The organism is Nonomuraea sp. NPDC047529 (assembly GCF_040642995.1).
In the GTDB taxonomy this organism is placed as follows: Bacteria; Actinomycetota; Actinomycetes; order Streptosporangiales; family Streptosporangiaceae; genus Nonomuraea.
This window is the reverse complement of record NZ_JBEYTJ010000022.1, coordinates 70,233-83,862: the sequence shown is the minus strand read 5'-3', so window position 1 is coordinate 83,862 and position 13,630 is coordinate 70,233. Positions and strand designations below refer to the sequence as shown.

Here is a 13,630-nt window from a genome sequence, read left to right as displayed (position 1 = left end):
CCGCCGGGGGGCGCGAACGAGGCTTGTGGCATGTCCGAAACCGATTCCCCCGATGGCGAACCGGCCGGCGCCGACCCAGCGCCGGAAGGACCGGCGGCCCCGCCGGAGAAGCCGGCCGTCGAACCCCTTGAGGACGCCCCCGAAGGGTTCGAGCCCGTCTGAATCACCCCCCAGCAGCCGAAAGGGCAGTTCCGCATGTCACCACGCAGATCACCGCATGATCCCCCCTCCCTCAGGCCCCGCCGCGCCGGCGCGCTCCTCGCGGCCTCGGCCCTCGTCCTCGGCACGCTCGCCGTCCCCGGCGTCCCCGCCCTGGCCGCCCAGGAACCCGGGCCCGCCGCCCCGGCGACCGGCCAGGTCACCGGCCCGATCGCGCTGACCGGGCTCGGCAGGGGCGACCGCATGGTCACCCTGATCACCGGCGACCGGGTGCGCCTCAGCGACGCGGGTGGCGGCACGTACTCCGTCCGGCCCGAGTCGAGCGGGCGCCCCGATGGCACCACCGCCCAGCTCTCCACGCTCGCCACCCCGAAGGGGGTGTACGTCACCCCGAGCGACGCCGTGCCCGCCATCAACGCGGGCCGCCTGGACCCGGAGCTGTTCAACGTCACCTACCTGGCCGAGAACGGCTACACCGACGACCAGACCAAGCAGTTGCCCGTCATCGTGCAGTATCCCGGGCAGTACACCGACAGGGCCGTCGCCTCGGCGGCCGAGGCCATCCCCGCCAGCGAGCCCGTGCTCACGCTGGAAAGCCTCAACGCCTCGGCGCTCCAGGTCACCAAGGCCGAGGCGGGCGCCTTCTGGACCGCGGTGCGGGCCGTACCCGACGGGAACGGGCTCGCCGGGCGGTCGGCGCTGCGCGGCGGGATCGCCAAGGTGTGGCTGGACGGCAAGGTCGAGGCCGACCTCGCCGAGAGCGTCCCGATGATCGGCGCGCCGCAGGCGTGGGCCGGCGGCCATGACGGCACCGGCGTGAAGGTCGCGGTCCTCGACACCGGGATCGACGCCACGCACCCCGACCTGGCCGACCGGATCGCCGACAGCAAGTCCTTCATCCCCGGCGAGGAGGTGCGGGACGGCCACGGCCACGGCACCCACGTCGCCTCCACCATCGCCGGTTCCGGCGCGGGCGGAGGCGGCAGGCACAAGGGCGTCGCGCCCGGCGCCCGGCTGGTCGTCGGCAAGGTGCTGTCCGACGAGGGACAGGGCCAGGACTCCCAGATCATCGAGGGCATGGAGTGGGCCGCCGCCTCCGGAGCCAAGGTGATCAGCATGAGCCTGGGCGGAGGTCCCAGTGACGGGAGCGACCCGATGAGCCAGGCGGTCGACGCCCTCAGCGCGTCGGCCGGGGCACTGTTCGTGATCGCCGCGGGCAACGAGGGCGGGGGAGGGGCCGGGACCGTCGCCACCCCCGGCACCGCCGGCGCCGCGCTCACCGTGGCCGCCGTGGACAAGAACGACGCGTGGGCCCCCTTCTCCAGCCAGGGACCGCGTGTCGGCGGCGGACTGAAGCCGGACATCGCCGCTCCCGGCGTGGCCATCACCGCGGCGCGCGCCGTCGGCACGAGCCTGGGCAGCCCGCTCGACGAGCACTACACCACCGCGAACGGCACCTCGATGGCCACCCCGCACGTCGCCGGAGCCGCCGCGATCATGGCGCAGCGCCACCCCGGGTGGACGGGACCGCAGCTCAAGGCCGCGCTCATGTCGACCGCCAAGGACGACGCGCTCAGCGTGTACAAGCAGGGCGCCGGCCGGGTCGACCTGGCCAGGGCGTACACGCAGCAGGTCTTCGCCACCACCGGCGGGATCGACTTCGGCGCCGTCGAGAGCGGCGCCGAGCCCACCACCCGGGAGGTGACCTACACCAACCTGGGCGGCGCGCCCGTCACGCTGACGCTCACCGCGGACCTGCGCGGGTCGGCGGGCGGCGCGGTCGAGGGCGGGCTGCGCCTCGGCGGGACGACGCTCACCGTGCCCGCCGGAGGCACCGCCACCGCCGCCGTCACCGTCGACCCCAAGACCCTGACCGGCCTGGACAACTACACCGGCGCCGTCACCGCGACCGCCGACGGCGTCCGGCTGCGCACCCCCGTGGGCGTCGTCCGCGAGGCGCCCAAGGCCACGCTCACCATCCACACCCTGGGCCGCGACGGCAAGCCGCTGACGCCCTGGGCCCAGGACACCATCGACGTCTCCGGCGACAAGGGCGTCATCGGCGGCGTCTCCGTGACCGCCGAGGGCACCACGGTCGTCCGTGTCCCGCAGGGCGTCATCAGCGTGGCGCAGTTCGTCGAGTGGGTCGGCGACGACGACCGGTTCAACCTGGCGATGCTCTCCGTGCCGGAGCTCAACGTCACGGGGGACACCGAGATCACGCTCGACGGCCGGAAGCTGAGCGAGGTGCGGTTCGACACCCCGGAGCCCGCCGAGCCGCTGAGCAACTTCCCCAACCTGGCGTATCAGCGGACCGTGGTCAACGGAGGCTCCTACATGGGGTTCACCTGGCCGCGCGCGCCCTATGGAGGGTTCGCCCGGCTGTGGGCGCTGCCCACCGAGAAGGTCACCAAGGGCGCCTTCCGCTTCCACACCCGCTTCACCCTCGGACAGGCCGAGGTCGCCATGAGCGTGCGCGGGCGCGACAAGCTCACTCTGCATCCGGTCCCCGCGCTGCACGGTTTCAACACGTCCGGGGTGCACGAGCAGAGTGACGGATTCCCCGACTTCCGGCCGTTCACCGGGACGCGGGACCTGGAGGTCGCCGACGTCGGCGAGGGCAGGCCCGAGGACCTCGCGGGCCGTGACCTGCGCGGCAAGCTCGTCCTGCTGGAGGCGCCGATGTCGAGCGGCGTGTTCGGCGACGCCTGCGGCGTCCAGATCGAGCGCATCGGCCCGATCCGTGACGCCGGCGCGGCGGCGGTCGCGCACTTCCCGAAGGCCGGGACCGGCTGCGCGATCCCGCTGGGCTTCACGCAGATCCCGTTCACCGGGGAGGCCAGACCCATCGGCGTGCCGACGGTGTCCCTGCCCTCCCGGGAAGGGCTCGCCCTGCGTGACCGGCTCACCCGCGGCAGGCAGGTGAGCGTACGGGTGACCGGCACCGAGGAGTCGCCCTACACCTACACCTTCGCCCCCTACGAGGAGGGCCGGGTTTCGCGCTCACTGCACTACACGTTCAAGGAGCGCGACCTGGCCAGGGTCGATCTGGACGCCCACGTCGTGTCCCCGCACCGCTACGACGACTGGCGGTACGCGGCCAGGCCCGACGACGTCCTGCCGCTGTCGGCGAGCCTCGCCGGGTGGGGTGGCCCCAGGCTCACCCGGCAGGAACGCCGCGACTGGGTCGGGCCACTTGACGGCGGACTCCTCTGGTCGCACGGCATGGAGGAGATGCGCGGCGCACCGGCGGACTTCCGCGTCCCGCAGTGGGCGCTGGAGGTGTTCGACCAGCCGGTACGCGTCCGGCGGTCCTGGATGGCCACGCCGCTCACTCCCGGCGCCGCGACCGGCTCGGCCAAGGTTTACGGGCTGGCCCGGCCGGGCGCCAATCTGGGTGCGTTCTTCCGGTGCATGATGTGCGTCCAGGGCGACAAGCTGTGGGCGGAGTTCGAGCCCAGCTACGGCTCCCCGGGCACCAGGCAGTACAGCGGCGGCTACTGGCCGGTCAACGACCTGACCAAACCGGGCTTCGACGTCCGTCTCTACAGGGACGGCCGGGAGATCCCGCGCGCCGAGGCCGGCGGCTCGACCATCCTGCCGGTCTTCACCCTGCCGAAGCAGTCGGGCAGCTACCGGGTGACCGCCAGGAACGATCGGCACGACACCGAGTGGACCTTCACCGTCCCGGTCGGGACCGAGCGCCTGCCCGGCTCGTTCTGCTTGCTGGAAGCGCTGTACGGGACGGCCCAGCCCTGCCGGCCGGCTCCGGTCGTGTTCGTCGGCTACGACCTGGGCGACACGCTGGACGCCGCCAACAGCGTGCGCGCCGGGCGTACGCACTCCTTCACGGTGTCCGCCTACCACTCGCCGTCCGCGTCGAAGATGGCCGGCATCGCCGGCCTGAAGTTGTGGGCCAGCACCGACGACGGCGCCACGTACACGCCGGTCGCCGTGCAGCGCGGCAAGGACGGCACTTACACCGCGCGGACCCGCTATCCGGAACTCGGCGCCACCAAGGGCGCCGTGACCCTCAAGGTCGAGGCGTGGGACGAGGCGGGCAACACCGTCAAGCAGACCACCGTCCGGGCTTTCGACCTGCGTTGACGATCTCCCGGGGGCGCACGGCCGGCTCCGGGCCGGCCGCGCGCCTCACGGTCAGTTCGTCGGCGTGACGGAGCCGCCGGACGACGACGTACCTGCCGGCCGCGTCGACGGCGCCGGGCCCGACGGTGACCTTCCAGGTGACCGGCGCGGTGGGCAGGCCGAAGAACGTCACCTTGAAGGAGACCGGCTTGCCGACCTCGACGTCCGCGCGGGGCGGGTCCACGGCGATCCCGGCGAACCCGCCGCCTGCGTCGCGGGTTTTCCAGGACTGGTCGATGAGCCGGTCGAAGCGGGTCTCCACGCCGCCCAGCCACGTGCTCGCGCGCAGGTACGCGTCCACCCGGATCCCCAGCCACTCCTCCCACCAGGGGTTCCCCTCCGAGACCCCTGCCCATCACACCTGCGTACGACGACGGAGTGTCGTCCGTGACTGATGGGCCACAATGGCCTGATGTCTGCCACGCCCGAGAAGTACGTTGAGACCGCATCTTCGCCCCGATTCAACGACTACGACAGGATGGCCGAGGGGTACACGACCGAGAACGAGACCAGCCTCACAAATGCGTACTACGAGCGTCCCGCGATGCTGGAGCTTGCCGGGAACGTAACCGGAAGGCGCATCCTCGACGCCGGCTGCGGCTCAGGCCCCCTGTTCTCCGCGCTGCGCGATCGAGGCGCCACCGTCACCGGCGTCGACGCGAGCGCCGGGATGCTGGAGCAGGCCCGGCAGCGGCTGGGCGCCGACGCGGATCTGCAGGTCGCTGACCTGGCCGACCCATTGCCCTTCCCTGACGAGGCGTTCGACGACGTCATCGCGTCCCTGGTGCTGCACTACCTGGAAGACTGGGGACCGACGCTGGCCGAGCTGCGGCGCGTGCTGAAGCCAGGTGGCCGACTCCTCGTCTCGGTCCATCACCCCTTCGGCATTACGCTCATGCAGCACATGGCTGGAGAAAAGTTCAAGTACTTCGAGACCTGCAGCCGGACCGACGAATGGACCAGAGGTGGGCAGACCGTCCAAATGAAGTTCTGGGACCGGCCGTTGCACGCGATGACCGAAGCCTTCACCGCGGCGGGCTTTCGCATCAGTGTCATCAGCGAACCACCGTTTGTGCCGGAAGCCCGCGAACTGTTCCCCGAGGAGCTCCGCGAGATCACCGGCACGAGGTTTCTGTGCTTCCTGTTCTTCGTTCTCGAAGCCAGCTAGAAGCTCCGTAACGATCATTTGTTCATGGCTTCGCGCTTCAGTGGGCGATTCCTGCCGACTGAAGCGCTAAGTCGCACTCGAAGCGTGTCGGGATCAGGTGGTTTCCCGACCGGCTCCCGACGCCTCATAAAACCGGACACCACGGGATGAAATATCGCTCTGGGCGGCTGATTTCCAGCGAAGACTGACGACAGGCTTTCCCGACAGACAGAACGGGGCGCCACGCCCCTTTCCGAGGAGTCCCGCCACCACCTCCAAGATCCCCGCCCTGGACCGCCACGCGTTGGCAAGATCGCCGCCAAGGCGCACCCCGGCGACACCCCCACCCTCTCGGCCGCCAACGACGCCACCACAGACCTGATCATCACCAGCGCTGGGGACGCCTTCGGGAGCAGGACGTCTTGATGTGATCTGCAACGCAGCTTGACCGGGAATCTGCAACATTATTTGGCCGCATGTCACCCGTAGTGACGGGGCTGGGACCTGATACATCGGAACCGGGTCGTGCGCTGAGCCTCTTGTCCGCGCGTGCCTCCGGAGAAGCGCTTGCGCGCTGACAAGCCGGACGCGATTCCGCCCGCCCGCAGGCGCTGACAGAAGAGAAGGTGGTGAGCGTGCGTGCCCGGGGAGGCTCGTCACGGGAGCGGACGGTCGCTGAGGCGGCAGCCGCGTGGCCGCTCGGGGCGTTCGCTGGTCCAGCCGGCCTCAGGTGCCCATGCCTGATACTGCATGAACGTCCCCTTGGCGAGCCCCTCCGTGCTCTCGGCCGCGATCGCGACGTTTGTCGCCAAGACGGTGCCGGTGTGTGGGTCGAGGATGGTGGTGTACCGCTGCGCCACCTCGTCATCGGTACCGAACTCGGCGGTGAAGCCCTCGCTCTTGATGAAGGTGACCTCGATGCCCGCACGTCCCAGAGGGTCGGTGATCGAGCCGCGCACCTTGGTCGTCGACAGGCCGGCGAGGAGACGGAGGGCGGCTGCCCTGACCGAGGGCTTGACCGGGAGCTCCAGAAGGGCGGCGGAGGTGGCGAGGAATTCTTCGAAGCTGACCTTGGGCTGGCGACTGTCGTTTCGGATCTTCCAGTAGGTTCGTAGCTTCTCCCGGAGTTGTTTGGCGTCGCCGGGCAGTGCCGAGAGGTCGGCCAGCGTGAGTTCACCCAGCCGTGCATCACCGAGCACGCCGCCCGGCTCGGCCGCGCGCGTGTACACGCATTGAGAGGGCTTGGACCGCAGCCGGACCTTCGCGCAGTCGCCCACGCCGGTGCACACCGGGCGCTGGACCGTGACCGGAGAACCCGCCGCCCGCCATGCACGCTCGTCGGCCTCGGTGGCGGGACGGACGAATAGCTGCCACTGCTCCGCATGAACGGGGTCGCCGGGGTCGCGCGGTTGCCAGAGGTCGATTCGTGACGAGGACAGGACGTTGAACGTTTCGCCGCCCGCCCGGACCCTGATCAGCTCATTGGTGAGCAGCGGCCTCCGCCAATAGTCGCCGCGCTCGTCCGGCAGTTTCGCGATCTGGTCCGCCAGCCGGAGCAGGGCATCGTTGCCGCCTGCGGGCGCGAGCACCGGTGCGGGAACAACGGTCATGTTCGACACCAGCGTGACGACGGCCATGACGACGGCGATCGTTGTTGCGGCCGCTCCCAGGGTCCATCCCCAGGCGACGCCACGCCGATGCGCTCTGCCCGGCCGTACCGGCTTGCGCTGGGCGGCGGCAAGCCGTAGGCGGGCCTTATCGACCACCTCCGCCGAGGGCGGCGAAGCGTCAGGCAGCGCTCTCGCCAGGAGGCTCAGCTCATCCATGGGTCTCCTCCAAAGGGTTGACGTCGCCGAGTGCCTTGCGGAGCTGCTTGCGGGCGCGGTTGAGCCGGGAGGCGACCGTCCCCGCCGGGATCCGCAGGGCGGCGGCGACCTCGGCGTGGCTAAGGTCGCCCAGCACGCTCAGCAGCACGACGTCGCGGTCCCCGCGGTTGAGTCCGGCCAGCGCCCCCGCCAGCTTGCCGGTCAGCCGGCCTGCGGCCACGCGGGCCAGGGCTGCGTCCTCGGGACTGTGCTCGGGACTGTGCCCGGCGCGCCCAGCCGTCCGGCTGAGCGCCTTCCATCTTCGGATCTCGGTACGGCGGTGCCGTGCGATGAGGTGGGTGGCGATGCCGTACAGCCACGGACGCACCCCGCCGCGCGAGGCGTCGTAGCCACCCCGATAGGCCGTCAGGAACACCTCGGCGGCCAGGTCGTCAGCGACGTCGTCGGACAACCGCCTGACGATGTAGCGGTGGATCTCGGTGAAGTGCGCGTTGAAGATCTGCTCGAAGTCCACCCGTAGATCGGGTGGATCGGCCAGGTCAGGTGGAAGGGCCATGCAGGCGTCTCCGCTGGGTCAAGTGAACGATGGTCGCCCTTTCTTGCCCGAAGTGCCTTGCTGCTTTCACGGACCGTCGCTGAGCCTGTCGCCCATGTCCGCCCGAGGCTATCCAGATCCGTTCAGTCACCGCCTGATCGCCCGCGATGCTCTCGTATCGGAATCAACTGTCCACCGGTCGCCGGCCGTGCGTCACCCTGGATGACAGGGCTCTGCCGGTCTCGAATCCATGCTTTCGAGATGCGACCCGGGCAACGTCGCCGCGGAGACATCCCCGCAGGTCGGCCAGTCCCATAAGTTGGTCTCGAAAGCGGTTCCCGTAACCCTTGTCACGGCGTCAGCTTTCGATACCGTGAGGTCCGTGGACTACGGCTATGCCCGGGTCAGCACCACCGCTCAAGATCTCACCCGGCAGATCGACACCCTCAAGGCCACCGGCATCCCCGAGGAACTCATCTGGTCCGATCGGCGTACCGGGGCCACGATGGCTCGTGACGGCCTGGAGGACCTGCTGCGCCGCGTGCCGCCGCACGCTGGTCACCGGATCACCGTCGTGACCTTGGATCGGCTCGGGCGCAACATGCGTGAGTGCCTCAACCTGGCCCACGAGCTGACCGAGCGCGGCATCGGCCTGCGCACTCTCAGGGACCAGATCCCGGTGGACACCAGCGTGCCCGGCCCGGCCGCGGACATGGCGATCGCGCTGCTGGCGATGTTCGCGCAGATGGAGCGGATCTACATGCTGGAGCGGGCGGCCAGCGCCCGGGCGGCCAAGGAAGCCCGCGGCCTGCCCAACGGGCGGCCTCCCAAGACGACCGCCCAGCAGCGCGCGGCAGCCGCTGCGATGATCGCCTCTGGTATCAAGGTGGAGGACGTCGCCGCCGGGTTCGGCATCGCGAAATCCACCCTGTACCGGGCGCTGAGTCTGCAGCGTGAGGAGGCCCAGGCGGCGCTGCTCGCCGGCGATCTGCCCGACGATGAGGCAGCGCAACCAGAGGCCGGATGACCACTCCCCGGCTGGCCCGGTCCCGGTTACCGTGAAGCCATGACCGGGCCCGGCGCGGGGGTGGAGCCATCGCCGCCGCTGGCGCAGTTGACTGTGGCCGCGCGGGAGGAAGCCGTGCGGCGGTTTGTGATCTTGCAGCCCCACCTGGAAGCCGCCGTCGCGTTGTCCGAGGTCGCCCACACGGGCAAGATCTCGGTACGGACGGCCCGGCGGTGGGCGGCGCGCTACCGCCGGGGTGGCCTGGCCGCTCTGGCTCCCCGTCCCCGCGAGGACATCGGCCGGCGGCGCATGCCCGAGCAACTGCAACTGGTGATTGAGGCCCTGGCCCTGCGCACGCCGCGGCTCAGCGCGGCCGCGGTGCACCGCCGCATCCAGGAGCTGGCTCCCGAGCACGGCTGGCCGGTACCCAGCTATCGCACGGTGGTCAACGTGATCGAGGCCCTCGATCCGGCGCTCAAGTGCTTGGCCCACGAGGGCCGCAAGCGCTATGCCGACGCCTTCGAGCTGATCGGCCGTCAAGAGGTGGAGGCGCCGAACGCCAGCTGGCAGGCCGACCACACCGAGTTGGACTTCTACATCTTGACCGAGGACGGCACCCCGGCCAGGCCATGGCTGACGCTGATCATCGACGAATACTCCCGGGCGATCGCCGCCCACCGGCTGAGCCTGGAGGCCCCCAGCGCCATCGGCACCGCGCTGGCGCTGCGGCGGGCGATCTGGCGCAAGGGCGACCCGCACTGGCAGATTTGCGGGATCCCCGCGGTCTTCTACACCGACCACGGTTCCGACTTCACCTCAGAGCACCTGGAACAGGTCGCCGCCGACTTGAAGATCCGCCTGGTGTTCTCCCTGCCTGGCCAGCCGCGCGGCCGTGGAAAGATCGAGCGGCTGTTCGCCACCGTGCATCAGATGTGCCTGTCGGCGCTGCCCGGCTACGCGCCCGCCGGCCTGCCCGACCGCGCGGGTCGAGCCCAGCTGAGCCTGACCCAGCTCGATGAGGCCCTGAACGCCTGGATCGTCGGCGAGTACCACCGGCGCATCCACCCCGAGACCCGCCAGCCACCGGCCGCTCGCTGGGCGCAGGGCGGGTTCCTGCCACAGATGCCCGACTCCCTGGAACAGCTGGACCTGCTGCTGCTCACCGTGGCCAAGCCCCGCAAGGTCCATCCCGACGGCATCCACGCGTTCGGCCTGCGTTACCTGGATCCCACGCTGGCCGCGTTCGTCGGAGAAAGCGTCGTCATCCGATACGACCCCCGCGATCTGGCCGAACTACGGATCTTCCACCGTGGCGCCTTCATCTGCCGGGCGATCTGCGCCGAGCTGGCCGGCACCACCATCAGCATGCGGGAGATCATCGCGGCCCGGCGCGCCCGTCGCCGTCAGCTCACCCGCGACCTGGCCGAACGCAGCACCCTGGTCGACCAGCTGCTCGCCCACCGCGCCGGCCTTCCCTCGACCGCCCGCGAGCTCGACCCACCGGCCCCCGCGCAGCGCCGGTTGAAGATCTACACCGAGGAGTAGAGGAGCATGGCCCGTGACCACCGCGCGCTCCAACCCCAACCGGAAAGCCGTGCGGCGTGGGCCACGCCACACCCCGCCGATGCCGAACCTGATCTCCACCAAGGAGCACCGCAGGTTCTGCGAGTTCGCCGACACCGTACGCGTCTCCCGCTACATCGGCCTGTGCTACGGCCCCGCCGGCGTCGGCAAGACCCTGTCGGCCCACTCCTACGCGCGCTGGCCGGAACAACGCCCGCTGCTGGAGATGCCGCACGCCCTGGCCGACTGGTTCCACGCCGGAGCCAACCGGCCCGACTGGCACACCGTGCTCTACACTCCGCTGATCAACACCCCGCCCCGGCGGGCCCTCACGGACCTGACCGACCTGACCAACCGCCACGCCATGGTCCGCGCCCGCAACATCGACGACCCCAAGCGCGAGACCAACCTCCACGGCGCCAGCCTCTACACCGAACTCGTCATCATCGATGAATCCGAACGGCTCACCACCCGCGCCCTTGAGCAGGTCCGCGACTTCTACGACCGCAGCAGCCTCGGGCTGATCCTCATCGGCATGCCCGGCATCGAAAAGCGCCTGGCCCGCTATCCACAGCTCTACAGCCGCATCGGCTTCGTCCACCACTACCGCACCCTGGCCGCCGACGAACTAGCCACCGTCCTGACCGTGGAGCCAGGCGCACCCGCAGGCGGCAGGACGGCTGCTCTCCCAGCGCCAAGCCTGGGAGATGGGCGTGGACATCTTCGGCCCACTCATGCGCCCATAGCCGGAAATTGGACAGTGAATGGCCTGGAAACTGGTCAGGTGAAATGCCGACACTCGGCGGGCAGGTCCTGCGACCGTCCCACCTAGGAAGGCTGATCGATAGTGACAGAACGCGTACGCGTGGCGGTGCTGGCCGGCGGGCCGTCCGCCGAGCACGAGGTGTCGCTGCTGTCGGCACACGCCGTGCTCGACGCCCTGCCGAAGGAGCTGTACGAGCCCGTGCCCGTCATCATCGACCGCCAGGGCAGGTGGCCGGTGGAGCTGCGACGCGATCAGGTGGACGTGGTCTTCCCGGTGCTGCACGGACCGTTCGGCGAGGACGGCGTCGTCCAGGGGCACCTGGAGACGCTGGGCATCCCGTACGTGGGTTGCGGCGTCCTGGCCTCCGCCGTGGCGATGGACAAGGTCGCGATGCGGCGCGCGTTCCTGGCGGAGGGCATCCCTGTCACCCCGGGTGTGTGGTTCACCGAGCACGAATGGCGCGCCACCATCGACTCCTGGGGGCTGGTGAAGTCGCTCGACTGGCCGATGTACGTGAAACCATCCGGTCTGGGCTCCTCCATCGGCATCTCGCGTGTCACCACGATGGAGGAGCTGCGCGCGGGTGTGGAGCTGGCGCTGACCCACGACCGGTTGGTCATCGTCGAGCAGGAGGTAGCCGCGCGCGAGCTCATCTGCAGCGTGCTCGGCGGTCATGACTTCCCGGAGGCGTCGCTGCCCGGCGAGCTCCTCGTGCCAGGCGACTGGCTCGACTACGAGGCCAAGTACCTCAGCAATGCCGAGATCGCCACGATCCCCGCCGTCCTGCCTGAACACGTGGCCGAGGACGTGCGCGAGATGTCGCTGCGCGCCTTCCAGGCGATCGGCGGTTACGGCCTGGCCAGGGTCGACTTCCTCTACGAGGAGGAGTCGGGACGCCTGTACGTGCTGGAGATCAACACCATGCCCGGCTTCACGGCCCGTTCCGTCTACGCCAGGGCCTGGGCCGAGAGCGGTGTCCCGTACCCGGATCTGCTGCGCCGCCTCATCGACCTCGCGTTCGCCCGGAGCGGCAAGTGATCGCCACGACGCTGGAGAGGATCGCGCAGGTCGTCGGCGCGAGCCTGCACGACGTGCACGATCCGCGGGCGCTGGTGACGGCGCCCGCGGCAGTCGATTCGCGCGAGGTGGTGCCCGGCGGCCTGTTCGCCGCGACGGTCGGCGCCCGCGTCGACGGCCACGACTACGCGGCCCGTGCCGTCGCGGGCGGCGCCGTCGCCGTGCTGGCCTCGCGGCCCGTCGGCGTGCCCGCCCTCGTGGTCGACGACGTACAGCTCGCGCTCGGCGTGCTGGCCAAGCACCTGCTCGGACGCATCAGCCCGACCGTGATCGGTCTGACCGGCTCTGTGGGCAAGACCACCACCAAGGACCTGCTGGCGCAGGTGCTCGAACGGCACGCCGAGACGGTCGCCACGGACAGGTCGTTCAACAACGAGCTCGGCCTGCCGCTCACCGTGCTGCGCGCCGATGCCGCCACCCGGTACCTGGTGCTGGAGATGGGGGCGAGCAGGAAGGGCGACCTGACGTACCTGACCGGACTCGCGCCACCGCAGCTTGGGCTGGTGCTCAATGTCGGCAGCGCGCACATGGAGCGCATGGGATCCGGGCCGGCCGACATAGCCGAGGCCAAAGGCGAGCTGGTCGAGGCGCTCCCGGCGGACGGGTTCGCGCTGCTCAACGCCGACGACCCGTACGTCGTCGGGATGGCCGGCCGTACCAGGGCCAAGGTCCTGCTGTACGGCGCGGCGGCGGGGGCACAGGTGCGGGCGGAAGGCGTGCGGATGGACGACCGCGCGCGGCCCGCGTTCGAGCTGGTGACGCCGGACGGCAGCGCCCCGGTCACGCTCGACCTCATAGGCGAGCATCAGGTGGGCAACGCGCTGGCCGCCGCCGCCGTGGCCACCGCGCTCGGCCTGGGCGCCGCCGAGATCGCCGAGGGACTGAACGCCGCCCGGCGGCGCTCCGCGGGCCGGTTGGAGATCGTCGAACGACGAGACGGCATCACCATCGTCAACGACGCCTACAACGCCAGCCCCGAGTCCATGAAGGCCGGGCTGCGGGCGGTGCGGGCGGTGGCGGGCGCCCGCCGTACCGTCGCCGTGCTCGGCGCGATGGGGCAGCAGGCGGACACCTCGCGCGCCCGGCACGCCGAGATCGGCCGGCTCGTCGCCGACCTCCGCTTCGACGTGCTGATCGCGGTAGGGGAGGGGGATCCGCTCGCGATGGCGTGGGCGGCGGAGTCCGCGAACCGGGGCGTGGCCGTCCACACGGTCGAGGACGTGTCCGGCGCCACCGAGCTGGCCGGCTCGCTGCTCGAACCGGGCGACGTGGTGTTCGTCAAGGCCTCAAGCGAGATCGGGCTCGGCGCCTGCGCCCGCGCGCTGGCCGACGCCTGAACAGCTTCTGATCTGCCGAATGACCAGCCCCCCTGTCAAGCCTTCCGGCGACGAGCCGGCGAAACGGA

General features: G+C 70.5%; 11 protein-coding genes. 8 read left to right on the top strand and 3 right to left on the bottom strand.

Translation table 11 applies throughout. From position 1 onward, the window contains the following. Nucleotides 1-30 precede the first annotated feature (30 nt). Both ABZ815_RS30295 and ABZ815_RS30290 read left to right on the top strand, forming a co-directional pair. Nucleotides 31-162 carry a hypothetical protein gene (locus ABZ815_RS30295; protein ID WP_357703855.1) on the top strand — a complete coding sequence of 44 codons (132 nt, stop codon included), beginning with the start codon at nucleotides 31-33 and terminating at the stop codon, nucleotides 160-162. 33 nt (nucleotides 163-195) lie between these two features. Beyond that, on the top strand, nucleotides 196-4,266 hold the full coding sequence (locus tag ABZ815_RS30290; RefSeq protein WP_357703853.1) for a S8 family serine peptidase: 4,071 nt from the start codon (nucleotides 196-198) through the stop codon (nucleotides 4,264-4,266). On the opposite strand, the gene ABZ815_RS30285 is transcribed toward ABZ815_RS30290, so the two are convergent. Beyond that, complete coding sequence (locus ABZ815_RS30285) at nucleotides 4,229-4,606, bottom strand: hypothetical protein (RefSeq protein WP_357703851.1); 378 nt, start codon at nucleotides 4,604-4,606, stop codon at nucleotides 4,229-4,231. The genes ABZ815_RS30290 and ABZ815_RS30285 overlap by 38 nt on opposite strands. 111 nt (nucleotides 4,607-4,717) lie before the next feature. On the opposite strand from ABZ815_RS30285, the gene ABZ815_RS30280 reads away from it, so the two are divergent. Then, complete coding sequence (locus tag ABZ815_RS30280; RefSeq protein ID WP_357703849.1) at nucleotides 4,718-5,473, top strand: class I SAM-dependent methyltransferase; 756 nt, start codon at nucleotides 4,718-4,720, stop codon at nucleotides 5,471-5,473. A 635-nt stretch (nucleotides 5,474-6,108) separates the two neighbouring features. Here ABZ815_RS30280 and ABZ815_RS30275 read toward each other — a convergent pair. Both ABZ815_RS30275 and ABZ815_RS30270 read right to left on the bottom strand, forming a co-directional pair. Then, nucleotides 6,109-7,278, bottom strand: coding sequence for a hypothetical protein (locus ABZ815_RS30275; protein ID WP_357703847.1), 1,170 nt, complete (start codon nucleotides 7,276-7,278; stop codon nucleotides 6,109-6,111). Continuing rightward, nucleotides 7,271-7,834 (bottom strand): RNA polymerase sigma factor, encoded by a 564-nt coding sequence (locus ABZ815_RS30270; protein WP_357703845.1) that lies wholly within the window; start codon nucleotides 7,832-7,834, stop codon nucleotides 7,271-7,273. The genes ABZ815_RS30275 and ABZ815_RS30270 overlap by 8 nt, the downstream gene beginning before the upstream one ends. A 361-nt stretch (nucleotides 7,835-8,195) precedes the next feature. On the opposite strand from ABZ815_RS30270, the gene ABZ815_RS30265 reads away from it, so the two are divergent. Genes ABZ815_RS30265 through murF form a run of 5 tightly spaced genes read left to right on the top strand, consistent with a single transcriptional unit; the run spans nucleotide 8,196 to nucleotide 13,562 of the window. Continuing rightward, complete coding sequence (locus ABZ815_RS30265) at nucleotides 8,196-8,840, top strand: recombinase family protein (RefSeq protein ID WP_357703843.1); 645 nt, start codon at nucleotides 8,196-8,198, stop codon at nucleotides 8,838-8,840. Nucleotides 8,841-8,879: 39 nt separating this feature from the next. Next, nucleotides 8,880-10,364 carry a Mu transposase C-terminal domain-containing protein gene (locus ABZ815_RS30260; RefSeq protein ID WP_357703841.1) on the top strand — a complete coding sequence of 495 codons (1,485 nt, stop codon included), beginning with the start codon at nucleotides 8,880-8,882 and terminating at the stop codon, nucleotides 10,362-10,364. A 13-nt stretch (nucleotides 10,365-10,377) separates the two neighbouring features. Next, on the top strand, nucleotides 10,378-11,214 hold the full coding sequence (locus tag ABZ815_RS30255; RefSeq protein ID WP_357703839.1) for an AAA family ATPase: 837 nt from the start codon (nucleotides 10,378-10,380) through the stop codon (nucleotides 11,212-11,214). 15 nt (nucleotides 11,215-11,229) lie between these two features. Beyond that, nucleotides 11,230-12,186: a D-alanine--D-alanine ligase family protein gene (locus tag ABZ815_RS30250; protein WP_357703837.1), complete on the top strand. Its 957-nt coding sequence runs from the start codon at nucleotides 11,230-11,232 to the stop codon at nucleotides 12,184-12,186. Continuing rightward, entirely contained in the window at nucleotides 12,183-13,562 is a 1,380-nt protein-coding gene (gene murF / locus ABZ815_RS30245) for a UDP-N-acetylmuramoyl-tripeptide--D-alanyl-D-alanine ligase (RefSeq protein ID WP_357703836.1), read from the top strand. The genes ABZ815_RS30250 and murF overlap by 4 nt, the downstream gene beginning before the upstream one ends. Nucleotides 13,563-13,630 lie beyond the last annotated feature (68 nt).

Bases quoted from the DNA above. Each gene is read 5' to 3' on its own strand.
- ABZ815_RS30295 (WP_357703855.1), top strand. From the start codon at position 31: ATGTCCGAAACCGATTCCCCCGATGGCGAACCGGCCGGCGCCGACCCA.
- ABZ815_RS30290 (WP_357703853.1), top strand. From the start codon at position 196: ATGTCACCACGCAGATCACCGCATGATCCCCCCTCCCTCAGGCCCCGC.
- ABZ815_RS30280 (WP_357703849.1), top strand. From the start codon at position 4,718: ATGTCTGCCACGCCCGAGAAGTACGTTGAGACCGCATCTTCGCCCCGA.
- ABZ815_RS30275 (WP_357703847.1), bottom strand. From the start codon at position 7,278: ATGGATGAGCTGAGCCTCCTGGCGAGAGCGCTGCCTGACGCTTCGCCG.
- ABZ815_RS30270 (WP_357703845.1), bottom strand. From the start codon at position 7,834: ATGGCCCTTCCACCTGACCTGGCCGATCCACCCGATCTACGGGTGGAC.
- ABZ815_RS30260 (WP_357703841.1), top strand. From the start codon at position 8,880: ATGACCGGGCCCGGCGCGGGGGTGGAGCCATCGCCGCCGCTGGCGCAG.